The sequence below is a fragment of the Streptomyces sp. NRRL S-340 genome, from assembly GCF_000720185.1.
Lineage (GTDB): Bacteria > Actinomycetota > Actinomycetes > Streptomycetales > Streptomycetaceae > Streptomyces.
Genome location: NZ_JOIY01000036.1, coordinates 41,660 through 64,041, shown reverse-complemented (window position 1 = coordinate 64,041; position 22,382 = coordinate 41,660). Strand labels below are relative to the sequence as shown.

The window sequence follows — 22,382 nt, the reverse complement described above, 5'->3', positions numbered from 1 at the left end:
AGTCGTGCACCCTTCACAGAGAGGCCCCTGCATGCCGCACGCCCCCCAGCAGGCGGACGTCGCCACCGCGGAACTGGACACGGCCCTGCGGGGCGGTCCGTTCCACGTGGCGCTGCGCGCCGCGATCGCCGCCCGCGGGCTGCCCTTGCAGCGCGTGCAGCACCATCTGTCGCGCCACGGCGTCAGGGTCGGGGTCACCAGCCTGAGCTACTGGCAGCAGGGCGCCCGGCGCCCGCAGCGCCCCGAGTCTCTGCGGGCCGTGCGGGCCCTGGAGGAGATCCTGCGGCTGCCGGACGAGTCGCTGATCCGGCTGCTGGCCGAGACCGGGGAACGTACCGTCGCCCACAGGCCCGGCATGCGCCCCTACCGTTCCCTCGTCGAGACGTCGGACGCCCTGCGCCGCCTGCTGGCCGGGCTGGACGCCCCTCTCGACAGCGGACTGCGGGCCCTCGGCCACCACGAGCGCGTACGGCTCGGGGCGCGCCGGGAACTCGCCGGGCACGAGTCGCAGCACATCGTGCGTGCCCACCGGGACGGCGTGGACCGGTTCGTGGCCGTCCACCAGGGAGACCCGCAGTGCGTGCCGGAGTCCATGCGCGTGCACGCGCTGGAGAACTGCCGCGCCGGGCGCGTACGCCGTGACCACGGCACGGGACTGCTCGTGGCGGAGTTCCTCTTCGACACCAGGCTGCGGGCCGGGGACACGTTCCTCTTCCGGTACGGCGTCGAGGACGGCACCGCGGGTGTGTGCCGGGAGTACCTGCGGACCTTCGAGTCGGCGGGCGGCCAGTACGCCCTGCAGGTGCGCTTCGACGGGGGTGCGCTCCCGGCGCGCTGCCACCGGTTCACCCAGCCGTCGGCGGCGGCCCCGCGCGGTGGCCGGCAGGAGCTGGTGGTGAGCGCGCGCCACCGTTCCGTCCACGTCGTCGAGCCGCGGGTGCGGCCGGGGATCATGGGGATCGCCTGGGACTGGGACTGAGGGACCGGGAGCCGGCCGTACGCCCGGTCAGGCGCCGGGACCCGCGACGATCTTGCCGCCTTCGGCGCGGACCGGCAGTTCGGACAGCGGAGTGGTGGCCGGGGACTGCACCACCTTGCCGGTCGTGGCGTCGAACTGACTGCCGTGGCACGGGCACTCCAGTGTCGTGCCCTCCAGCTTGCTGATCGCGCACCCCGCGTGCGTGCAGATCGTGCTGAACGCCTTCAGCGTGCCGTCGGCGGTCCTGCTGACCACCACGTTGTGGTCCTGGAACAGTTTGGCGCCGCCCTTGGGGACGGCGCTCTCGGCGCCGAGGTCGACGGGCGCCGTCGGCGCCGCGGAAGAGGCACTGCCGCCGCCCGGCCCGCAGGCGGCCAGCCCGAGCCCGGCGACGGGCGTGACGGCCGCCGTCCGCAGGATCGTACGGCGGCTCGCGGCGGAACGGCCTGACATGGGGACTCCCCTGGATCGACGGGTGGTGCAGGCCCGACGATACCGACCGGCCTCCCCCGGCCGGGGAGCGGGGCGGCGGCGCGGGACGGGAGGCGCGTAAACGCTTGCGCAAGCGTTTACGCCGACCCGGTGATGCGATACCGTCCCGGCCACGGGCAACCGCCGGACGCGGTTTCCGGGGAGGGGACACGATGCCGACCATGGCCGACGTCGCACGCAGCGCCGGGGTCTCCGTGGCGACCGTCTCGCACGTGCTGAACGGCACCCGCCCCGTGCTGCCCCACACCCGTCAGGCGGTGCTCGACGCGGTGGAGCAACTCGGTTACACGCCCAACGGTCTCGCCCGTTCCCTGGTCACCTCGCGGACGCGGTCCATCGGGCTCGCGGTGTCCGCCATCAGCAACCCGTACTTCACGGAGATCCTCCAGGGAGTCGAGGCCGCGGCCCTGGAGCGGGGATACAGCCTGCTGATCGCCGATCCGCACGACGATCCCGCGCATGAGCGCACCGTGGTGCAGCTCCTGCACGAGCGCCGGGTGGACGGCATGATCGTCGTCCCTTCCGCCCACCCCCACGACCTCGTCGCGTACCTCGCGCGGCACGCCGTACCGACCGTTTTCCTCGACCGCCTGATCAGCAGCGGACCGGACACCGAAGCCGGTGGCGGGCCGCCCTTCGACCAGATCTGCGCCGACAGCGCCGGGCCGACCGCGCGGCTCGTCACCCACCTCGCCGGTCTCGGGCACCGCCGGATCGGCCTGGTCGCGGGTCTGCCCGGCCTGAGCACGACCCGGGAGCGGATGACCGGCTACCGCCACGGCCTGGCCGCAGCGGGACTCCCCCACGACGAGCGGCTCGTCGTGCACGGCGACTCCGCCGAGGACGGCGCACAGCGGGCGACCGCCGCGCTGCTGTCCCTCGCCGTACCGCCCACGGCGCTCGTCACGGCCAACAACGCGATGACCATCGGCGCCCTGCGCGCCCTGCGCGAGCGGGGCCTGTCCGTGCCCGAGGACATGGCGCTGTGCTGCTTCGACGACTTCGAGTGGGCCGACCTGTTCTCGCCCCGGCTGACCGTGATCGCCCAGCCCGGCAGGGAGCTGGGCGCACGGTCGGTCCGACTGCTCCTGGACCGGCTGGCCGCGCCGGAGCGGCCCGCCCGCACGGTGCGTCTGCCCTGCACGTTCGTCCACCGCACGTCCTGCGGTTGCCCCGCACAGCCCGAGGAAGGAACCGACTCGTGATCGTCGTCGCCGGTGAGGCCCTGATCGACCTGGTACCGCGGGGCACCGGTGCCCTCGCCGACCTCAAGCCGGCGCTCGGCGGCGGCCCCTACAACACGGCCGTCGCGCTCGGCCGCCTCGGCTCCCCCACCGCCTTCTGTTCCCGCACCTCGCGCGACGCCTTCGGTGAGGCCCTGCTGGACGGGCTGCGGCGGGCCGGGGTGGACGTCTCGGGCGTACAGCGCGGCAGCGAGCCGACCACGCTGGCGGTCGCGACGGTCGGGACGGACGGATCGGCCGCGTACTCCTTCTACGTCGACGGCACCGCCGACCGTCTGTTCACCGCCCCCGCCGCGCTGCCCGCCAGTACACGCGCGGTGTCGTTCGGCACCTGTTCGCTCGTCCTGGAACCGGGTGCGAGCGCCTACGAGAAGCTGCTGCGGGCCGCGGCGGCCGAGGGGGTGTTCACGGCGCTGGACCCGAACATCCGGGCCGGGCTGATCCCGGACCCGGACGCCTACCGGGCGCGCTTTCGCAGCTGGCTGCCCTCGGTGTCGTTGCTGAAGCTCTCCGAGGAGGACGCACGGTGGCTGGGGGGCACCCCGCGCGAGTGGCTGGCCGAGGGGCCGGCGGCCGTCGTGATCACCCACGGCGGGGACGGGCTCACGGCGTTCACCCAGGACGGCGCGGAGCACTCGGTTCCGGGCGAGAAGGTGACGGTCGTCGACACGATCGGCGCCGGTGACACCGTGAACGCGGCCCTGCTGCACGGCCTGGCCGTCCGCGACGCGCTGTCCCGCGAGGCCCTGGCGGGCCTCGGCGCGGCGGGCTGGACCGCGCTGCTGCGGTTCGCGGCCCGTGCGGCGGCGATCACCTGCTCACGCCCGGGCGCGGAGCCCCCGTACGCGTCCGAGGTGGGCGAGCCGTAGGCGGGAAGGAACCCGGTTCAGGGCGGAGGGGGCCAGGCGCAGGCCCGGACGGGGCCGGGCCTGGGGTGCAGGCGGTCCGGTGCGGTCCGTCCGGAGGAGGCGGAAAGCAGGCCCGGAGGGGGCCGGCCCTGGGCGCAGGCGGTCGGGCGGTCGGGCGGAATAGGCAGGCGCCCCGCGGGAGGTCCCGCGGGGCGCCTGCTGGTGCGGCCGGGAGGGCGTTCAGGCCTTGCGCGTACGCGTGGTCTTCTTCGCGGGCGCCGCCTTCTTGCTGCCCGTGCTGCCGGACGTCGTCCTGGCGGTGGCCGTCCTGCGGCCCGTCGACGCGGCCGCCACCGCCTTCTTGGCGGCGGCCCTGCGCGGGGCCTTCACCGCCTTCACCGGCTCCGCGTCGCTGACCCGGTCCGCGCCCAGGATCTCGCGCAGGAACTTGCCGGTGTGGCTGGCCGGTACCCCGGCGACCTGCTCGGGCGTGCCCTCCGCCACGACGAGGCCACCGCCCGCGCCCCCCTCGGGACCCATGTCGACGATCCAGTCGGCGGTCTTGATCACGTCGAGGTTGTGCTCGATGACGATGACCGTGTTGCCCTTGTCGACCAGACCGGACAGGACCTTCAGCAGCTTGCTGATGTCCTCGAAGTGGAGGCCGGTCGTCGGCTCGTCCAGGACGTAGACCGTGCGCCCCGTGGAGCGGCGCTGCAGTTCGCTGGCGAGCTTCACGCGCTGGGCCTCGCCGCCGGACAGGGTGGTCGCCGACTGGCCGAGCCGGACGTAGCCCAGGCCGACGTCCTTGAGGGTCCTGAGGTGCCGGGCGATCGCCGGAACCGCCTCGAAGAAGTCGGTCGCCTCCTCGATGGGCATGTTCAGCACGTCGGCGATGGACTTGCCCTTGTAGTGGACCTCCAGGGTCTCCCGGTTGTACCGGGCCCCGTGGCAGACCTCGCACGGGACGTAGACGTCCGGGAGGAAGTTCATCTCGATCTTGATCGTGCCGTCGCCCGCGCAGTTCTCGCAGCGGCCGCCCTTGACGTTGAAGGAGAAGCGGCCGGGCAGGTAGCCGCGGACCTTGGCCTCGGTGGTCTCGGCGAACAGCTTGCGGATGTGGTCGAAGACGCCGGTGTACGTCGCCGGGTTGGACCGCGGGGTGCGGCCGATGGGCGACTGGTCGACGTGCACGACCTTGTCGACGAGGTCGTCGCCGTCCACGCGCGTGTGCCGCCCGGGGACGTTGCGCGCGCCGTTCAGCTCGCGGGCCAGGTGGGTGTAGAGGATGTCGTTGACCAGGGTCGACTTTCCGGAACCGGAGACGCCGGTGACGGCGGTGAAGACGCCCAGCGGGAAGGACACGTCGATGTCCTGGAGGTTGTTCTCCCGGGCACCGTGCACCGTGAGCTGCCTCGCAGGGTCGAGCGGTCGCCTGATGCCGGGCAGCGGGATCGACTTCTTGCCGGCGAGGTACTGGCCGGTCTGCGACTCGGCGTTGGCGAGCAGTTCCTTCAGGGAGCCGCTGTGCACGACCTTGCCGCCGTGCTCGCCCGCGCCTGGGCCGATGTCCACGACCCAGTCGGCGACCTTGATGGTGTCCTCGTCGTGCTCGACGACGATGAGCGTGTTGCCCATGTCGCGCAGCCGGACGAGGGTCTCGATCAGCCGGTGGTTGTCGCGCTGGTGCAGGCCGATGGACGGCTCGTCCAGCACGTAGAGGACGCCGACGAGGCCGGAGCCGATCTGGGTGGCCAGGCGGATGCGCTGGGCCTCGCCGCCGGAGAGGGTGCCGGCCGCGCGGTTCAGCGAGAGGTAGTCCAGGCCGACGTCGACCAGGAACCGCAGCCGCTCGTTGACCTCCTTCAGGACCCGCTCGGCGATCTTCTTCTCGCGGCCGTCGAGCTTCAGCTCGCGCAGGAAGTCCGCGCAGTCGCTGATCGACATGGCGGAGATCTCGGCGATCGACCTGCCCATGAGCGTGACCGCGAGGACGACCGGCTTCAGGCGCGTGCCCTCACAGGTGGGACAGGGCACCTCGCGCATGTAGCCCTCGAAGCGCTCGCGGCTGGCGTCGCTCTCGGCCTCGCTGTGCCGGCGCTTGACGAAGGGCACCGCGCCCTCGAAGGGGGTGGTGTAGACGCGCTCGCGTCCGTACCGGTTGCGGTAGCGGACCTCGATCTGCGTCTTGTGGCCGTACAGCAGGGCCTTCTTGGCGCGCTGCGGCAGCCCGGCGAAGGGGATGTCGGTACGGAAACCCAGCGCGTCGGCGAGGGCGCCGATCAGGCGGCCGAAGTAGTCCTTGGTGTGCCCGTGCGACCAGGGGTGGATGGCGCCCTCGTCGAGGGACTTGTCCTCGTCGGGGACGATCAGCTCCGGGTCCACCTCCATGCGCGTGCCGATGCCGGTGCACTCGGGGCAGGCGCCGAAGGGCGAGTTGAACGAGAAGGAGCGGGGCTCCAGCTCCTCGAAGGAGAGGTCGTCGTACGGGCAGTACAGGTGCTCGGAGAACATGCGCTCGCGCTCGGGGTCGTCCTCGGGGAGGTCGACGAAGTCGAGCACGACCATGCCGCCGGAGAGGCCGAGCGCGGTCTCCACGGAGTCGGTCAGACGCCGCTTGGCGGAGTCCTTGACGGTGAGGCGGTCGACGACCACCTCGATGGTGTGCTTCTCCTGCTTCTTCAGCGTGGGCGGGCTGGAGAGCTGGACGGTCTCGCCGTCGACGCGCGCACGGGAGTAGCCCTTGGTCTGGAGGTCGGCGAACAGGTCGACGAACTCGCCCTTGCGTTCGCGCACCAGCGGCGAGAGGACCTGGAAGCGGCTGCCCTCGGGCAGTTCGAGGACCCGGTCCACGATGGCCTGCGGCGACTGCCGGGAGATCGGCCGCCCGCACTCGGGGCAGTGCGGCTTGCCGATGCGGGCGAACAGCAGGCGCAGGTAGTCGTAGACCTCGGTGATGGTGCCGACCGTGGAGCGCGGGTTGCGGGAGGTCGACTTCTGGTCGATGGAGACCGCCGGGGACAGCCCCTCGATGAAGTCGACGTCCGGCTTGTCCATCTGGCCGAGGAACTGACGGGCGTACGAGGAGAGCGACTCCACGTAGCGCCGCTGGCCCTCGGCGAAGATCGTGTCGAAGGCCAGGGAGGACTTGCCCGAACCGGACAGGCCCGTGAAGACGATGAGCGAGTCACGAGGCAGGTCGAGCGACACGTTCTTCAGGTTGTGCTCGCGCGCGCCACGGACGATGAGACGGTCGGCCACGCCGGTCCGCACCTTTCTTGAGAGAAGTGACAGGGGCGGGGCCCCCGTGCTTCTTCAGACTAGGGGGAGCCACTGACAACGCCGGGTGGGATTCCCGGATCCGCCCGGACGGTCAACAATCCCCGGCTCTCCAGCATGCCCGACGCCGCCGCCGACGATATCGCACATGCATTCGATTCACGGCCGCGCTCGGCCACCTTCACCCGAAGGGGTGGCGCCGCTAGGGTCGGGCGCATGATGGATCACGCACGTGACCTGGCGTCTGTACAGGAAGCCACCGAACGACTGCTCACCGCGGTCGGCGAACTGGACAACGCGGCTGTGACCGACCAGTCACGCCTGCCCGGCTGGACCCGCGGCCATGTCCTCGCCCACCTCGCCCGCAACGCGGACGCGCTCGTCAACGTCCTCGAAGGGCGTCCCATGTACGCCTCCGCCGAGGCGCGGGACGCGGACATCGAGCGCGACGCACGGCGTCCGCTGGACGCGCACATCGCGGACGTGCGCGAGAGCGCGGCCCGCTTCCACGCGGCGGGCCTGGTGCCGGCCGACTGGTCGCGCACCGTGGAGCTGCGCAACGGGGTGACCGACACCGCATCCCGGCTGCCGTTCCGGCGCTGGGCCGAGGTCGAGCTGCACCACGTGGACCTCGGCATCGGCTACGAGCTGGAGGACGTGCCGCAGGAGTTCACGGAGCGGGAGATCGACTTCCTCGCCCAGCGGTTCGCGGGCCACGCCGACGTGCCCGCCACCAGGCTGACCGACGGCACGCGCGCGTGGAGCACGGGCCGGGAGCGGGACGAGGAAGCGGTCACCGTCACGGGAACCGCGGCGGACCTGCTCGGCTGGCTCGCCGGCCGGCGGGACGGCGCCGCGCTCACCGTGGCGGGCGGCACGCTTCCGGCGCTCCCGCCCCTGTGACGGCCCCTGCCCGGCACGGTCTCCTGGTGACAGGCGCGTGCGGCGCTCCGGTCTCCTCGTGAAAGGCGCGTGCGGCGCTCCCGCGCCGTACGCGCCTATAGGCTGACGACCATGACGTACAGCGGAGAGGTGACGGTCGGCGGCCCGGCGGACGTGCACGAGCTGAAAGACCTGATGATCACCAAGATCGCGGTCGGCCCGATGGACAACAACGCCTACCTGCTGCGCTGCCGGGCCACCGACGAGCAACTGCTCGTCGACGCGGCCGGCGACGCGCACACGCTGCTCGGCATGATCGGTGACGACGGCATCGCCTCCGTCGTCACCACGCACCGGCACGCGGACCACTGGCAGGCGCTGGCCGAGGTGGTGGCGGCCACGGGCGCGCGGACGTACGCGGGCCGGGACGACGCCGAGGGAATCCCCGTGCCGACCGACGTCCTCGTGGAGGACGGCGACACGATCAGCGTGGGGCACGTGCGGCTCACCGCCCGCCACCTCGTGGGGCACACCCCGGGTTCCATCGCGCTCGTCTACGACGACCCGCACGGGCACCCGCACGTGTTCACGGGCGACTGCCTCTTCCCCGGAGGTGTGGGCAACACCTTCAAGAACTCCCGGGCCTTCGCGAGCCTGATCCACGACGTCGAGACGAAGATCTTCGCACCGCTGCCGGACGAGACCTGGGTCTACCCCGGGCACGGCAACCTGGTAGCTCCGCTACAAGGACCTTCCGGCGCCTTGCGATCGCACGCACCGGACGCCGCGAGCTGACCGGACTCCCCTTTTGTTCGCAACTCTTAGACCAGCCCCGCTCAGGAAGACGGCTCCTGCGCGGCACGGGCCGCCGGTCCTCATTCCCCGCCCTCGACCGGCGGCCCCGGCGTGTCGTGGACGCCGCCGGGTCCCGGGCAGCGGAGGCCGCGCGGACGCTACGCCTGCGGACCGTCCCCCGCGGCCAGTGCCGCCACCCGCTCCACCGCGAACGCGTAGCCCTGTACTCCGCAGCCGGCGATGACACCGTCGGCGCGCAGGGAGACGTAGGAGTGGTGCCGGAACGACTCGCGCCGGTGGACGTTGGAGATGTGGACCTCCATCACCGGCATCCCGTCGCAGGCGTTGAGCGCGTCGAGGATCGCCACGGAGGTGTGCGAGTAGGCGGCCGGGTTGATGACGATGCCGCAGTGGTGCAGCCGTGCCTCGTGGATCCAGTCGACCAGTTCTCCCTCGTGGTTGGACTGGCGGAAGTCCACCGTGGCGCCGCGCGCGGCCGCCGCCTTCACGCACAGGGCCTCCACGTCCGCGAGCGTGTCGGAGCCGTAGATCTCCGGCTGCCGCTGCCCGAGCAGATTGAGGTTGGGGCCGTTGAGGATCATGATCGGGGCGCTGGCCAGGGTGCGGGGCACGGTTCCTCCGGGTCCGTCGGTGCACGGCGGTCGGCTGCGACCGCCGCTGGCCCCGGTCTATCACGGCGCACCGACCGCGCGGCCGGGGGCCGGACGGCCGTCTCAGGGGTTGATGGCCAGTTCGAGGTAGGCCGCGAAGATGACGAGGTGGACGCCGCCCTGCAGGGGGGTGGCCCGGCCCGGCACCACGGTCAGGGAACTGACCACCACCGTGAGCAGGAGCAGCAGCATGTGGGTGGAGCCGAGGCCGAGCACGAGCGGCCCGGAGAGCCAGACGGAGGCCAGGGCGACGGCCGGGATGGTCAGGCCGATGCTGGCCATCGCGGAGCCCAGGGCGAGGTTGAGGCTGGTCTGCACCCGGTCTCGGCGGGCTGAGCGGAGGGCGGCGATGGTCTCCGGCAGCAGCACCAGCAGGGCGATGATCACACCGACGACCGCGTGGTGCAGACCGGCGGACGCCACCCCGGCCTCGATGGTCGGCGAGACGCCCTTCGCCAGTCCCACCACGCCGATCAGGGCGAGCGCCAGCAGCCCCAGGCTGGTCCAGGCCATGCGGGAGGAGGGCCGCTCCGCGTGGTCGTCGGAGGTGATCACCTCGCCCTGCCGGGTGATGGGCAGGAAGTAGTCCCGGTGCCGGACGGTCTGGGTGGCCACGAACAGGCCGTAGAGGATCAGGGAGGACAGGGCGGCGAAGGTGAGCTGCACACCGGAGAACTCCGGTCCGGGCTTGCTGGTGGTGAACGTCGGCAGGACCAGGCTGAGGGTGGCCAGGGTCGCTACGGTGGCCAGTGCCGCGCCCGTGCCCTCGGCGTTGAAGACGGCCGTGCCGTGCCGGAGCGAGCCGACGAGCAGGCACAGTCCGACCACGCCGTTGCAGGTGATCATGACGGCTGCGAACACCGTGTCCCTGGCCAGGGTGGCGCTCTTGTCGCCGCCGTCCAGCATGAGGGTCACGATGAGGGCGACCTCGATGACGGTGACGGCGATGGCCAGGACCAGGGACCCGAAGGGTTCACCGACCCGGTGGGCGACCACCTCGGCGTGGTGCACGGCGGCGAGCACCGCACCGGCGAGCACCACGGTCACCAGCACGACGACAGCCGCGGGCAGACTCCGCCCCCAGGTGAGGACCAGCAGGACGACCGCGAGCACCGGCACGGCCGTCGTCCACGCCCTGGCAAGTCCCCTGAGCCGCGTGATCATGCTGTGATCGTCGCAGAGGCCCGGCTCGTTCGCATTCCGGTGGGCCGCCGGGGCGGTGGCCCCCGCACCGCCCGGGTGCGGGGCCCCGGAGCCGGTGGCGGGGCCGGGGTGCGCGGTCCTGGAGCGGAGGTGCGCGGTCGGGGAACGGTCAGGCATCGATGCGGTCCTTGTGCTCGGTGTCGCCCTGCCCTTCTCGCACCTCCTCCGTCGCGGCCCGGCCCCTGGTCGTCATCAGGCTGGTGACGGTGGTGACGATCAGGACCGCGCAGATCACGCCGAGGGAGACGGGGATGCTGATCTCCGGGACGTGCACACCGGCCTCGTGCAGCGCGTGCAGCACGAGCTTGACGCCGATGAAGCCGAGGATGACGGACAGGCCGTAGGAGAGGTGGACCAGTTTCTTCAGCAGGCCGCCTATCAGGAAGTACAACTGCCTGAGCCCCATCAGCGCGAAGGCGTTGGCGGTGAAGACGATGTACGGGTCCTGGGTGAGGCCGAAGATCGCGGGGATCGAGTCGAGGGCGAACAGCACGTCGGTGGTGCCGATGGCGAGCATCACGACCAGCATCGGCGTCATCACGCGCTTGCCGTTCTCCCGGATCCACAGCTTGGTGCCGTGGTACCGGTCGGCCACGCCGAAGCGACGCTCGGCGGCCTTGAGCAGCTTGTTCTCCTCGAACTCCTCGTCCTCCCCGCCGGAGCGGGCCTCCTGGACCAGCTTCCATGCGGTCCAGATGAGGAAGGCCCCGAAGAGGAAGAACACCCACGAGAAGCCGGCGAGGATCGCGGCGCCGGCGGCGATGAAGGCGGCCCGCAGCACGAGGGCTATGAGGACGCCGACCAGCAGCACCCGCTGCTGGTACTGCGAGGGCACGGCGAACTTCGCCATGATCAGCACGAAGACGAAGAGGTTGTCGACGCTCAGCGACTTCTCGGTGATGAAGCCCGCGAAGAACTCTCCGGCCGGCTGCCCGCCCGAGAAGAGGAACAGGCCGAGCCCGAAGAGGCAGGCCAGGGCGATCCAGACGACGGTCCAGACCCCGGCTTCCTTGACGGACACGTCATGGGGTTTGCGGCCGATGAAGAAGTCGACCGCGATCAGGGCGGCCAGGCCGACGATGGTCAGGGTCCACAGGGTGATGGAAACTTCCACTGCGCCTCCGGCAGGTGCGTCACGGGCAGATGAGTCAGCGTCGTCGCTGCCGGAGGTCTCTTCCACCCGGGACGGGCCGGCGCCCCGGGATCTGGTCCGATCCGTATTGACGGGTACGCCGCAGCAGACAGGGAGTACTCCCCTCCGTACGGAAAACAGTACCCGAATCACCAAGGAAAGGTAAAGTGGAAGGCAAAGAAAAGATCAAAGACGCTGATCAGAGTGGCTTTACTTTTCCTTGACGCTGGTCTGTCCGGTGGCCAGGTGTCACCGGTTCCAGTCGCGGCGGGCCGCGGCGACCCGTGTGAGCACCCGCTCGACCACCTGGCTGCCGGGCGGCACGAGCGGCGGCTCGTACGTCCAGGCGTGGCCGACCCAGGGGTCGGCGAGGTGGTCGTCGGGTACCGGGGTGAGGCGCATCAGCGAACGCCACAGGGGATCGAGCAGCGGACCGTAGGCGGCGGCGTCCTCCCGGTCCGCGACCACCATCAGATGGACACCGACCGCCGGGCCCTCGTCCGCCAGGTAGCGCAGCCGGGTCACGGCGCGGTCGTCGAAGCCGTGCGGGAAGTCGTTGACGATCAGGAGTTGCTCAGCCGTGTCGAGATCCTGCGGCAGCGAGTCGGGCGCGCCGGCGCGCACCGCCATCTGCACCAGGTCGACCCTCTGGGTGAGGCGGCCCAGCACGTCCGCGACCCCGGCGGCGCCGGGCGCGGGCGGCGTGGCGAGCACACCCGTCCGTACCAGGGGCGCGAGCGTTTCCGCCGCGGACCCCGCGGGATCGATGACATGGACACCGAACTCGCCTGCCGGGTAGACGGCGAGCAGCCGGGCCGCGTGCGCCACGGCCGCCTCCATCGCCGACCGCCTGGCTTCCGCCTCGTCGGTGAACGCGCCGCCTGATCTTCCGGAACGACCGCTGTCGATCCACAGTCCGCGCTCCAGCGGCAGCCGGACCAGCATGGGGATGCGCAGGGAGGGCGCCTCGGGCAGGCAGAGGTCGCCGAGCCGCACGGCCATCGGGATCTCCATCGGCACCCGGTACCCGTGCCAGACGGGACTGTCCCAGCCGGCGTAGGCGGGAGGCAGTGCGGGCTCGACCACCTCGGACTCGGCGGTCAGCTGGGCGAGGTCGCGGTCGAGGGCGTCCCTGGCCCGGTCGACCAGCTCGGTGTGCCGGACGCGCGCCGCCTCCCGAGCGGCGTCGCCCTGGCCGCTGAGGCGGCTGCGCGGGTCGGACAGGACCTGGTCCAGCTCCTTCTCCCTGCGGGCGTCGGCGAAGTCGACGGCACTGCGGTAGGCGGCGGTGGTGCGGGCCAGGTCCTCGAACATGCCCCAGACCTGGTTGTAGAGCCGTTCCTCCATGGACCAGCCGGTCGCGTCTCCCGCGACGGGCGTGGCGGGCGGGTCCGGTGCGGCGCGGGGCGCGGCGGGCGCCGGTGGCGGCGGGGCCGCCGTCCGCCGCCGGGGGTGGCTGTAGTCGACGGGGCCGCCGGTGGGGGCCGCCGGCCGGGAGGCCGCCGCGGGCCGGGGCGTGGTGCCGCCGTCCTGGCCGGCCGGCTGCGGCGGGGCGCCGTCCACATGCGGCGGCTGCGCGGGGGCGCCAGGTGCCCGGTCTCCGTACGAGGGCCCGGAAGGCGCGGGCACGGGACCCGTGGCGGCCGGGGAGCCCGCGGGGTCCCCCGGGGCCGCGCCGGGGGCCGGTGCGGTCGCCTGCCGGGAGCGACCGCCGTCCGCGGCGCGCGGCGGAGGGGCCGCCACCGAGCGGGCCAGTCCCCGGCTCACCGCCGCTTCGACGGCGTCCGCCAGTCCGCGGGCCTGCGAGAGTCCCTGGTCGGTGAGGAGTTCGGCGAGGCCGCCGGAGTAGCCCTGCCCGACGGCACGCACCTTCCAGGCGCCCTGCCGGCGGTACAGCTCCAGGGCGATCACGGCCGACTCGGCGTCCAGCCCGGTGAGGGTGTAGCTGACGAGTTCGGTGCCGTCCAGGCCGGTGACGGCCACGAAGGGGGCGGCGACCGCTCCGAACCGGGCCGGTCCCCGGCCGCCGCCGGGCAGGGTGAGGAGCACGCTCACCCGGTGCACCGCTTCCGGGAGCGCGTCCAGGTCGACGGCGAGCCGGTGGTCGGCGGCCGCCTGCCGGGGGACTTCCAGGCCGGGCAGCACCGGGGCGCCGGGGTGGGCCACCCCGGCGCTGCCCGCGACCCTGCCGTTCTCGTCACCGGTCGCGGCCAGGGCCACCACCGGTGTTCCGGCCGAGACCCGCACTTCCAGGCGGGTCTCGGAGAGCGGGTGGTTCTGCCCCCGCACCAGCTCGGCCGTCATCGCCTTCTCCCCCTGGGCCGTGCCCCGCTCGTGCCGCTGCTCGCCGTTCCGTCCTACAGGTGCGGCAGGATCGCGGGCATCAGGTCCTGGAACGTGCGGCCGTTGGCCGGGACGCCGAGGGCCGTCATCGTCCAGCCGGTGCCCGCGCGGTGCACCTTCGCCATGAGCTGGGCCGTGTAGTTGCCGCCGCCCGCGAGGGTGTAGCGGGCCAGCTCCTGGCCGTTGGTCTCGTCCACCAGGCGGCAGAAGGCGTTCTGCACCTCCTGGAAGGTCTGGCCCGTGAAGGAGTTGACGGTGAAGACGATCTGGTCGATGTGGACCGGGACGCGCTGCAGGTCGACGAGGATCGCCTCGTCGTCCCCGCCCTGGCCGACACCGCCGACCAGGTTGTCGCCGGTGTGGCGCACCGAACCGTCGTCGCTCACCAGGTGCCGGAAGAAGACGACGTCGACCGGGTTCTTCTCGGCGAACAGCACCGCCGAGGCGTCGAGGTCGATCTCGCGCGTGCGGGAGCCGAACAGGCCGCGGCGCGGGGCCGCCTGCCAGCCGAGACCCATACGGACCGCGGTCAGGCTGCCTCCGTCGTTCTTCTGCAGACTGATGGCCTGACCCTTGGTCAAGTTGACGGTCACGGCTGATTCCCCTCTCGGACTGCTCCCCTGTTGCCGCGGATTCGCGCGGTTGATCAGAACCCTACGCAGAGGCACTGACATCGCCGCACTCCGGTGCGTACTTTGTGTCGCTCTTGCAACACAGCGCGGACGCGGATGCCGGGGAGGTGTTCCCTCCGCGGCATCCGCGTCCGGCTCCGGGGCCGCGCTCGCGCCCGCGTCCGCGTCAGTGCCCGCGTCCCCCGGCCGCCCGGGGCGGCCGCCGCTCGGTCAGGCCAGGCCGGCCTCGCGCATCTGGCGCAGTTCCTTCTTCATCTCGGAGACCTCGTCGCGCAGCCGGGCCGCCACCTCGAACTGCAGCTCGGCGGCGGCCGCGCGCATCCGCTCGGTCATCTGCTCGATCTGCTCGGCGAGCTGGGCCGCGGGGCGATCGGTGGGCACCGTCTCCTTCGCCTTGCCCTTGGCGGACTTGCCCGCCCTGGCACCCTTGACGGCCTGGTCGCCGAGGGCCGGGACGGGGGCCTTGGCGCCCTTGCCGTCCTTGCCCTTGCGGTAGCCGGTGCCGAGCAGCTGCTCGGTGTCGACCTCCTCGCGGGCGATCTGGGCGACGATGTCGTTGATCTTCTTGCGCAGCGGCTGGGGGTCGATGCCGCGCGCCTTGTTGTAGGCGATCTGCTTCTCGCGGCGGCGGTTGGTCTCCTCGATGGCCTTCTCCATCGCCGGGGTGATCTTGTCGGCGTACATGTGGACCTGTCCGGAGACGTTGCGCGCCGCGCGGCCGATGGTCTGGATGAGCGAGGTGCCCGAGCGCAGGAAGCCCTCCTTGTCGGCGTCGAGGATCGCCACCAGGGAGACCTCGGGCAGGTCGAGGCCCTCGCGCAGCAGGTTGATGCCGACCAGGACGTCGTACTCGCCGGAGCGCAGTTCGCGCAGCAGCTCGATACGGCGCAGGGTGTCGACGTCGCTGTGCAGGTAGCGCACCTGAATGCCCAGTTCGAGGAAGTAGTCCGTGAGGTCCTCGGCCATCTTCTTGGTGAGCGTGGTGACCAGGACGCGCTCGTCCTTCTCGGTGCGCTTGCGGATCTCGTGCACCAGGTCGTCGATCTGGCCCTCGGTGGGCTTGACGACGACCTCCGGGTCGACGAGTCCGGTGGGGCGGATGATCTGCTCGACCTGGCCGTCCGAGCGCGACAGCTCGTACTGCCCCGGGGTCGCGGACAGGTACACCGTCTGCCCGATGCGCTCCTGGAACTCCTCCCACTTCAGCGGGCGGTTGTCGAGGGCGGAGGGCAGCCGGAAGCCGTGCTCCACCAGGGTGCGCTTGCGGGAGGCGTCGCCCTCGTACATCGCGCCGATCTGGGGCACGGTCACGTGCGACTCGTCGATGACGAGGAGGAAGTCGTCCGGGAAGTAGTCCAGCAGGGTGTTGGGCGGGGTGCCCGGCGCGCGGTCGTCGAAGTGCATCGAGTAGTTCTCCACGCCCGAGCAGGTGCCGATCTGGCGGAGCATCTCGATGTCGTACGTGGTGCGCATCCGCAGCCGCTGGGCCTCCAGCAGCTTGCCCTGCTTCTCCAGCTCGGCCAGGCGCTCCTTCAGCTCCTCCTCGATGCCCCGGACGGCTCGCTCCATGCGCTCGGGGCCGGCGACGTAGTGCGAGGCGGGGAAGATGTAGAGCTGCTGGTCGTCGCTGATGATCTCGCCGGTGATCGGGTGCAGGGTGGACAGCGCCTCGATCTCGTCGCCGAACATCTCGATGCGGACGGCCAGCTCCTCGTAGACCGGGAAGATCTCGATGGTGTCGCCGCGGACCCGGAAGGTGCCCCGGGTGAAGGCCATGTCGTTGCGCGTGTACTGGATGTCGACGAAGCGGCGGAGCATCTCGTCGCGGTCCATCTCGTCGCCGACCCGGAGGGGGACCATGCGGTCGACGTACTCCTGCGGTGTGCCGAGGCCGTAGATGCAGGAGACGGAGGCGACCACCACGACGTCACGGCGGGTGAGGAGCGAGTTGGTCGCGGAGTGCCGCAGCCGCTCCACCTCCTCGTTGATCGAGGAGTCCTTCTCGATGTAGGTGTCCGACTGCGGGACGTAGGCCTCGGGCTGGTAGTAGTCGTAGTACGAGACGAAGTACTCGACCGCGTTGTTGGGGAGCAGCTCGCGGAACTCGTTCGCCAGCTGCGCGGCCAGGGTCTTGTTGGGGGCCATCACGAGCGTCGGGCGCTGGAGCTTCTCGATCATCCACGCCGTGGTGGCGGACTTGCCGGTGCCGGTGGCGCCGAGCAGGACGACGTCCTTCTCGCCCGCCCGGACGCGCCGGGCCAGCTCGGCGATGGCCTGCGGCTGGTCGCCGCTGGGCTGGTAGGGGCTGACGACCTCGAAGGGCGCCACCGTGCGTTCGATCTGGGAAACGGGCCGCATGTCATCCACCGTACGACCCGCCACTGACAACGGGGGCCGCTCAGCGGTTCTGCGGGGTGCGCGACCCGCCCGCGGCGGGGGCGCGGCGGGCGTCGGCGGACGAGGGCCGGGCGGAGTGGCCGACCAGTTCGCGGGCCGGTACGCCCGGTTTCTGCTCGACCGGGACCCAGTCCGCTCTGCCCATGACCATCAGCGGATCGCGCATGACGACGACCCCGGCCAGGAGCAGGAAGGCGAGCGGACCGACGAGCATGGGGGCGAGCAGCGCCGCCGGTGACTCGCCGGGGACGGCGCCGCCGCCCGTGCCGTGCAGGTGCACGGTGAGCGCCGCCATGCCCGTGTAGTGCATGCCGCTGACGGCCAGACCCATGACGAGGCTCGCGCCGACGCTCCAGAGGAACCCCCTGACCTGCCCGGCCGCCCACAGGGCCGCGGTCGCCGCGACGACCGCTATGGCGACCGAGGCGGCGACGGTGAGGGTGTTGTACTCGAACGTGCCGCCGAACTGCATCCCGGCCATGCCCAGGTAGTGCATCGAGGCGACGCCCAGTCCGGTGACCGTGCCTCCGGTGAACAGCGCCGACCCGGTCGCGCCCTTGTAGCCGACGATGAAGATGCCGACGCCCACCATGACGATGGCGAGGGCCAGGCTCGCGTAGGTCGTCGGCCTGTCGTAGTGGATCGGCGCCCCCTGGACGGTGAATCCCATCATCGCCACGAAGTGCATGGTCCAGATGCCCGAGCCGATGGCCGCCGATCCGAGGGCCAGCCAGCCGGGGCGCCAGGAGTGGGCGACGAGCAGGGCGCGGGTGGTGCAGCGCAGGCCGAGCGCCCCGCCCAGGCAGGCCATGAGATAGGCCACCAGCGGGGTGACGATCCCGTAGCTGAATCCGTCGACCGTGCCGTGCATGCGCGGTTGCCCTTCCGCCCTGTTGAGTCCCGGAATGTGGTGAAGTCGCCCCCGCCTCGTGACCGCCCCCGCGGTCGGCGCCGACGCAGAGAGTATGACTGCCGCCGGAATGGTCGAACGATTTTCCGGCAAAGAAGCACGACCCTTCCTCAATGTGAAGCACCGCCTCCCGGGAAGCACTGCCCGACCCCCGGGCGACAGCGGTGAGCGCCCCTCGGTGACTCCCTCGATCGCGTGACGCCCCGCCGACATCCCCACATGGTGACGCCACGCTGTCAGTCTTGCACTGTCAGTGATCGGATCATGTGAGGAGTCCGCATGCACGCGCGCGCGATCGCCGCCACGGCCACCGCACTTCTGGGAGCGGTGGCACTGTCACCCACCGCCGAGGTCCGGGCGGCCGGCAGTCACGAGCGGCCGCTGGTCGTCGGTCACCGGGGCGCCGCCGCCTACGCACCGGAGAACACACTGCCCTCCATCGACAAGGCGGCCGCCCTCGGCTTCCGCTGGGTGGAGAACGACGTGCAGCGCACGAAGGACGGCGAACTCGTCGTCCTCCACGACGACAGCCTGCGGCGCACCACCGACGTCGAGCAGGTCTTTCCCGGCCGGGCACCGTGGAAGGTGAAGGACTTCACCGCCGCCGAGATCGCCCGTCTGGACGCGGGCAGCTGGTTCTCCCCCGCGTACGCGGGCACGCGCGTGCCGACGCTGAGGCAGTACATGCGCCGGGTGGAGCACAACCACGAGAAGCTGCTCCTGGAGGTCAAGAACCCGGAGCTGTACCCCGGCATCGAGCGCCAGACCCTGAACGTGCTCCGCGCCGTGGGCTGGCTCGACCACCGGCACCTGGCGGACCGGCTGATCGTGCAGAGCTTCAGCGCGGACAGCGTACGCACGGTGCACCGCCTGGAGCCCGCGGTCAGGACCGCCTTCCTCGGCCGGCCGGCGACGGCGGACCTGCGCCGGTACGCGGGGTTCGCCGACCTGATCAACCCCTCCTGGACCGAGGTGACCGCGGCCTACGTCGCCGACGTGCACGCGGTCGCCGGCCCGCACGGCAGGCCGCTGGAGGTGTTCACGTGGACGGTCGACGACGCCCCGCGCGCCCGGACCGTCTCGGGGTACGGCGTCGACGGCATCATCTCCAACAAACCGGACGTCGTGCGCACCGCCTTGGACGCTCCCTGACCCCGGCCACGGCCGGCCGCTAACGGCCCGGCACCCGGCAGCGAACGCGCAGGTCGGGGGCGTTGTCAGTGGCGGGCCGTACGGTGGTCGGCATGGACAACCACGAGCAGGACGAGCACAGCGGACCGCGGGTCGTGTGGGCCGTGGTCGGCAGCGGCATCGGCCCCCTGCTGCTGGCGGCGACCCGCGACGGCCTGGTCAACGTCGTGTTCCACGCCACCGACGCGGTCCGCGACCGGGCACTGGCCCGGCTCGCGTCACGGCTGGGCGGCGAGCCCGTCGAGGCGCCCGGCTCGCCGCTGCTGGCGGAGGCCGTACGCCAGCTGGAGGCCTATTTCGCGGGCGAGCGGCGGGACTTCGAGCTGCCGCTGGACTGGTCCATGCTCTCGGGGAGAGCCGGCTTCAACGGGCAGGCGCTGCGCGAACTCGCCGCGACCGTGCCGTACGGCACGGTCGTCGGGTACGGCGAGCTGGCCGGGCGGGTCGGCCAGCCCGGCGCGGCCCAGGCGGTGGGCGTGGCGATGGGTTCCAACCCGCTGCCGGTCGTGGTCCCGTGCCACCGGGTCGTCGAGAACGACGGCGGCATAGGCGGCTTCGGGGGCGGCCTGGAGACCAAGCGCGCGCTGCTCGCGCTGGAGGGCGTGCTGCCCGAGCCGCTGTTCTGAGGCGGGCCGGGCGGGGCCCGGGTGGGTTCAGTCGTAGTGCCGGGCCTCGAAGACGTTCCCGTCCGGGTCGCGGAAGTAGAAGCTGCGCCGGGCCGCTCCGCGGGCACCGTAGGAGTCCTGGGAGACACCGGAAACGGGTACGTCCCCCTCCTCCAGGCGGGAGCGCAGGGCGTCGAAGGCGGCGGCCGGCAAGGACAGGCAGACGTGGTTCACCGGGTGGCCCGCGCTGCCGGCCGCACCGGGAAGCATGTTCATGCGGGGGACGAGGTCCAGCGGCGCGAGGTCGAAGATCGTCTCGTCGTTGAGGCGTACGGAGGGGAAGGGCGCCTCGCCCGCCGCGAACTCGGTGACGCGCAGCGGCTCCAGGCCGACCGTCTTCTCGTAGAAGCCGGCCGCCGCGAGCGGGTCGCGCACCCAGAGGACGACGTGGTCGAGACGTGTGGTGTGGTCCGTCATGGCTCTCAGGCTGGTGCCGCGCCCGCCGGGCCGCAAGGGTTTGACCGGGGCCGCCGCCCGCCAGAGATGAGGGGAGAGCGGCAGACGGGAGGCAGGCACGTGCTGGTGGTGTCCGAAGAGGTACGGGAAGCGCTCGCCGGGCGACGCCCCGTGGTGGCCCTGGAGTCGACGATCATCGCGCACGGGCTGCCCCGCCCGCGCAATCTCCAGGTGGCGCTGGAGCTGGAGGAGGCGGTGCGGCAGGAGGGCGCCGTACCGGCGACGATCGCCGTGCTGGACGGGCGGCCGCGTGTGGGTCTGGACAAGGAGCAGTTGGAGCGGGTCGCGAACGAGGAGGGGATGCGCAAGCTGGGCCACCGCGACCTGCCGCCGGCCGTGGCCGCGGGGGCGAGCGGGGCGACGACCGTCTCGGCGACGGCGCTGCTGGCCGCGCTCGCGGGCATCCGCGTCTTCGCGACCGGCGGGCTCGGCGGAGTGCACCGGCAGTGGACGGTGACCCAGGACGAGTCCGCCGACCTGGGCCTGCTCGCGCGCACGCGGATCACGGTGGTGTGCGCCGGGGTGAAGTCGATCCTGGACGTGCCCGCGACCCTGCAGCGGCTGGAGACACTGGGCGTCACGGTGGCGGGCTACGGCACGGACCGCTTCCCCGGCTTCTACCTGTCGGACTCCGGCCGGCCGGTGGACTGGACCCTGCGCACGCCCGAGGAGGTGGCCGAGGTCATGCGCGCGCAGAACGTGCTGCGCACGCCCGAGTCCGCGCTGATCGTCGCCAACCCGGTCCCCCGGGAGGAACAGCTGGACCCCGCGCTGCACGCGCGGGTGCTCGCCGACGCCCTGCACGCCTGCGAGGAGCAGGGCATCACCGGGCAGGCGGTCACGCCGTTCCTGCTCGACTTCCTCGTGCGGCACACGGACGGTGCTTCGCTCCGGGCCAATCTGGCGGCCGTGCGCGGCAACGTCCGGCTGGCCGCCCGCATCGCCGCCGCCTGGGCCCGGGTGTGACGACGGGCCGCGCCGGCAGGCAGCGGACGACGGGGGCGGCGCCGGCGGCGGGGGTGGTCACCGGGGGCTGGGAGGCGGTTCCGGCAGCGCGCAGCGAGACAGCCCCGGCCGGGGGCTGGGACGTGGTCCCGGCCAGGGGCTGCGAGGCAATCCCGGCCGGGGGCTCGGGCATGGGGAACGGCACGGACTGCGAGGCAGCTCCGGCAGCGGGCTGCAAAGCGGTTCCAGCCGCGGGCGCCGAAGAAGCTCCGGCCGGGGGCTCGGGCACGGGGCCCGGCACGGGCGCTTTCACGGGGTCTGCGCCGGGAGCCGGTACGGGGCGGCCTGCCGCAGGCTCCCGTACGGAGCCTGCCACGGGCGCGGGGGCGGGCGCGGCAGCGGGCCGCGCCGGGGACGGTGCGCTGCTGGTGGCCGGGGACGTGGTGACGGACGTCGTCGCACGGCACCGGGGGCCGCTCGCGCCCGGCACCGACACGGCGGCCGCGATCCTGCTGGTGCCGGGCGGCGCGGGGGCGAACGTGGCCTGCTGGGCAGCGCATCACGGGTGCCCGCGGGTGCGGCTGCTCGGCCGGGTCGGCGCGGACACGGCGGCCTGGCACGAACGGGAGCTGATCGCTTCGGGGGTGCTTCCCCGGCTCGTCGTGGACCCCTGCGCACCGACCGGCACGGTGGTCGCTCTGGTCGACGACGCGGCAGCGGCCGAGCGTACGTTCCTCACGGACAGCGGGGCGTCGCTGCGGCTGGAGCCCGGCGACTGGTCGGACGGCCTGCTCGACGGTGTGGCCCGGCTGCATCTGTCGGGTTACCTGCTGTTCTCCCGGCCGGGCCGGGCCTTCGTGGCGGTGGCCGTCGCGGCGGCACGCGCGCGTGGCGTGCCGGTGAGCCTGGATCCGGCCTCGGCGGGCTTCCTGGCGTCGCTGGGCGTGGACCGGTTCCTGGCGCTCACCGAAGGGGTGGACGTCCTGCTGCCCAGCCGTGACGAGGCGTGTCTGCTGACGGGGCTGTCCGATCCGGCGGACGCCGCGGCCGAGCTGAGCCGGCGGTTCCCGCTGGTGGTGGTGAAACACGGCCGGGACGGCGCGCTGGTGGCCCGCTCGGGCGCCGTGTGCGCCAGGGTGCGGGGCCGGCCCGCGGTGCCGCTGGACACCACGGGCGCCGGTGACGCGTTCACCGGCGCCTTCCTCGCCGCGCTGCTCGGCGGCGCCGGGCCCGAGGCCGCGGCGGTGGACGGGTGCGGTGCGGGTGCGCTGGCGGTGACGCGCGTGGGCGGGAGACCTCCGCGGCGGACTCCTTGACG

General features: G+C 72.4%; 19 protein-coding genes. 9 read left to right on the top strand and 10 right to left on the bottom strand.

The window, feature by feature from the left end:
- The first annotated feature begins 31 nt into the window (after positions 1 to 31).
- On the top strand, positions 32 to 979 hold the full coding sequence (locus tag IG64_RS26585) for a hypothetical protein (protein WP_037860761.1): 948 nt from the start codon (positions 32 to 34) through the stop codon (positions 977 to 979).
- A gap of 27 nt (positions 980 to 1,006) precedes the next feature.
- Here the strand turns inward: IG64_RS26585 and IG64_RS26580 are convergent, their stop codons facing one another.
- Positions 1,007 to 1,432 (bottom strand): Rieske (2Fe-2S) protein, encoded by a 426-nt coding sequence (locus IG64_RS26580; protein ID WP_037860759.1) that lies wholly within the window; start codon positions 1,430 to 1,432, stop codon positions 1,007 to 1,009.
- Between the two features lie 191 nt (positions 1,433 to 1,623).
- Here IG64_RS26580 and IG64_RS26575 point away from each other — a divergent pair, with 191 nt between their 5' ends.
- Positions 1,624 to 2,676 carry a LacI family DNA-binding transcriptional regulator gene (locus tag IG64_RS26575; RefSeq protein ID WP_037860757.1) on the top strand — a complete coding sequence of 351 codons (1,053 nt, stop codon included), beginning with the start codon at positions 1,624 to 1,626 and terminating at the stop codon, positions 2,674 to 2,676.
- Positions 2,673 to 3,584 carry a carbohydrate kinase family protein gene (locus IG64_RS26570; RefSeq protein WP_037860755.1) on the top strand — a complete coding sequence of 304 codons (912 nt, stop codon included), beginning with the start codon at positions 2,673 to 2,675 and terminating at the stop codon, positions 3,582 to 3,584. The genes IG64_RS26575 and IG64_RS26570 overlap by 4 nt, the downstream gene beginning before the upstream one ends.
- 219 nt (positions 3,585 to 3,803) lie before the next feature.
- On the opposite strand, the gene uvrA is transcribed toward IG64_RS26570, so the two are convergent.
- The gene (gene uvrA, locus IG64_RS26565; RefSeq protein WP_037860753.1) at positions 3,804 to 6,824 is read right to left on the bottom strand and encodes an excinuclease ABC subunit UvrA; all 3,021 of its coding nucleotides are present in this window, start codon (positions 6,822 to 6,824) and stop codon (positions 3,804 to 3,806) included.
- 234 nt (positions 6,825 to 7,058) lie between these two features.
- On the opposite strand from uvrA, the gene IG64_RS26560 reads away from it, so the two are divergent.
- Both IG64_RS26560 and IG64_RS26555 read left to right on the top strand, forming a co-directional pair.
- Entirely contained in the window at positions 7,059 to 7,745 is a 687-nt protein-coding gene (locus IG64_RS26560) for a maleylpyruvate isomerase family mycothiol-dependent enzyme (protein ID WP_037860752.1), read from the top strand.
- A gap of 111 nt (positions 7,746 to 7,856) precedes the next feature.
- Entirely contained in the window at positions 7,857 to 8,519 is a 663-nt protein-coding gene (locus tag IG64_RS26555; RefSeq protein WP_078884231.1) for an MBL fold metallo-hydrolase, read from the top strand.
- Positions 8,520 to 8,677: 158 nt separating this feature from the next.
- Here IG64_RS26555 and aroQ read toward each other — a convergent pair whose 3' ends face one another.
- From aroQ to IG64_RS26520, 7 genes are all read right to left on the bottom strand, one after another.
- Entirely contained in the window at positions 8,678 to 9,151 is a 474-nt protein-coding gene (gene aroQ, locus IG64_RS26550) for a type II 3-dehydroquinate dehydratase (RefSeq protein WP_037860750.1), read from the bottom strand.
- Between the two features lie 102 nt (positions 9,152 to 9,253).
- The gene (locus tag IG64_RS26545) at positions 9,254 to 10,354 is read right to left on the bottom strand and encodes a calcium:proton antiporter (protein ID WP_037860900.1); all 1,101 of its coding nucleotides are present in this window, start codon (positions 10,352 to 10,354) and stop codon (positions 9,254 to 9,256) included.
- 148 nt (positions 10,355 to 10,502) lie between these two features.
- Complete coding sequence (locus tag IG64_RS26540) at positions 10,503 to 11,507, bottom strand: TerC family protein (protein WP_037860749.1); 1,005 nt, start codon at positions 11,505 to 11,507, stop codon at positions 10,503 to 10,505.
- A gap of 267 nt (positions 11,508 to 11,774) precedes the next feature.
- Positions 11,775 to 13,829 carry a TerD family protein gene (locus IG64_RS26535; protein WP_037860748.1) on the bottom strand — a complete coding sequence of 685 codons (2,055 nt, stop codon included), beginning with the start codon at positions 13,827 to 13,829 and terminating at the stop codon, positions 11,775 to 11,777.
- A gap of 53 nt (positions 13,830 to 13,882) precedes the next feature.
- Entirely contained in the window at positions 13,883 to 14,461 is a 579-nt protein-coding gene (locus tag IG64_RS26530; RefSeq protein WP_037860746.1) for a TerD family protein, read from the bottom strand.
- 249 nt (positions 14,462 to 14,710) lie between these two features.
- Entirely contained in the window at positions 14,711 to 16,858 is a 2,148-nt protein-coding gene (gene uvrB, locus IG64_RS26525) for an excinuclease ABC subunit UvrB (protein ID WP_037860744.1), read from the bottom strand.
- A 40-nt stretch (positions 16,859 to 16,898) separates the two neighbouring features.
- Complete coding sequence (locus IG64_RS26520) at positions 16,899 to 17,768, bottom strand: MHYT domain-containing protein (protein WP_037860742.1); 870 nt, start codon at positions 17,766 to 17,768, stop codon at positions 16,899 to 16,901.
- A gap of 318 nt (positions 17,769 to 18,086) precedes the next feature.
- Here IG64_RS26520 and IG64_RS26515 point away from each other — a divergent pair, with 318 nt between their 5' ends.
- Both IG64_RS26515 and IG64_RS26510 read left to right on the top strand, forming a co-directional pair.
- The gene (locus IG64_RS26515) at positions 18,087 to 18,959 is read left to right on the top strand and encodes a glycerophosphodiester phosphodiesterase (protein ID WP_037860740.1); all 873 of its coding nucleotides are present in this window, start codon (positions 18,087 to 18,089) and stop codon (positions 18,957 to 18,959) included.
- 92 nt (positions 18,960 to 19,051) lie between these two features.
- Complete coding sequence (locus IG64_RS26510) at positions 19,052 to 19,624, top strand: methylated-DNA--[protein]-cysteine S-methyltransferase (protein WP_037860897.1); 573 nt, start codon at positions 19,052 to 19,054, stop codon at positions 19,622 to 19,624.
- A gap of 27 nt (positions 19,625 to 19,651) precedes the next feature.
- On the opposite strand, the gene IG64_RS26505 is transcribed toward IG64_RS26510, so the two are convergent.
- On the bottom strand, positions 19,652 to 20,080 hold the full coding sequence (locus IG64_RS26505; protein ID WP_037860738.1) for a VOC family protein: 429 nt from the start codon (positions 20,078 to 20,080) through the stop codon (positions 19,652 to 19,654).
- A gap of 99 nt (positions 20,081 to 20,179) precedes the next feature.
- On the opposite strand from IG64_RS26505, the gene IG64_RS26500 reads away from it, so the two are divergent.
- Complete coding sequence (locus IG64_RS26500) at positions 20,180 to 21,085, top strand: pseudouridine-5'-phosphate glycosidase (RefSeq protein WP_037860736.1); 906 nt, start codon at positions 20,180 to 20,182, stop codon at positions 21,083 to 21,085.
- Between the two features lie 401 nt (positions 21,086 to 21,486).
- Positions 21,487 to 22,380 (top strand): carbohydrate kinase family protein, encoded by an 894-nt coding sequence (locus tag IG64_RS26495; protein WP_037860895.1) that lies wholly within the window; start codon positions 21,487 to 21,489, stop codon positions 22,378 to 22,380.
- Positions 22,381 to 22,382: the final 2 nt, after the last annotated feature.

Coding starts and splice junctions, on each gene's coding strand:
- IG64_RS26585 (WP_037860761.1), top strand. CDS start 32: ATGCCGCACGCCCCCCAGCAGGCGGACGTCGCCACCGCGGAACTGGAC.
- IG64_RS26580 (WP_037860759.1), bottom strand. CDS start 1,432: ATGTCAGGCCGTTCCGCCGCGAGCCGCCGTACGATCCTGCGGACGGCG.
- IG64_RS26575 (WP_037860757.1), top strand. CDS start 1,624: ATGCCGACCATGGCCGACGTCGCACGCAGCGCCGGGGTCTCCGTGGCG.
- IG64_RS26560 (WP_037860752.1), top strand. CDS start 7,059: ATGATGGATCACGCACGTGACCTGGCGTCTGTACAGGAAGCCACCGAA.
- IG64_RS26555 (WP_078884231.1), top strand. CDS start 7,857: ATGACGTACAGCGGAGAGGTGACGGTCGGCGGCCCGGCGGACGTGCAC.
- IG64_RS26545 (WP_037860900.1), bottom strand. CDS start 10,354: ATGATCACGCGGCTCAGGGGACTTGCCAGGGCGTGGACGACGGCCGTG.
- IG64_RS26535 (WP_037860748.1), bottom strand. CDS start 13,829: ATGACGGCCGAGCTGGTGCGGGGGCAGAACCACCCGCTCTCCGAGACC.
- uvrB (WP_037860744.1), bottom strand. CDS start 16,858: ATGCGGCCCGTTTCCCAGATCGAACGCACGGTGGCGCCCTTCGAGGTC.
- IG64_RS26520 (WP_037860742.1), bottom strand. CDS start 17,768: ATGCACGGCACGGTCGACGGATTCAGCTACGGGATCGTCACCCCGCTG.
- IG64_RS26515 (WP_037860740.1), top strand. CDS start 18,087: ATGCACGCGCGCGCGATCGCCGCCACGGCCACCGCACTTCTGGGAGCG.
- IG64_RS26510 (WP_037860897.1), top strand. CDS start 19,052: ATGGACAACCACGAGCAGGACGAGCACAGCGGACCGCGGGTCGTGTGG.
- IG64_RS26505 (WP_037860738.1), bottom strand. CDS start 20,080: ATGACGGACCACACCACACGTCTCGACCACGTCGTCCTCTGGGTGCGC.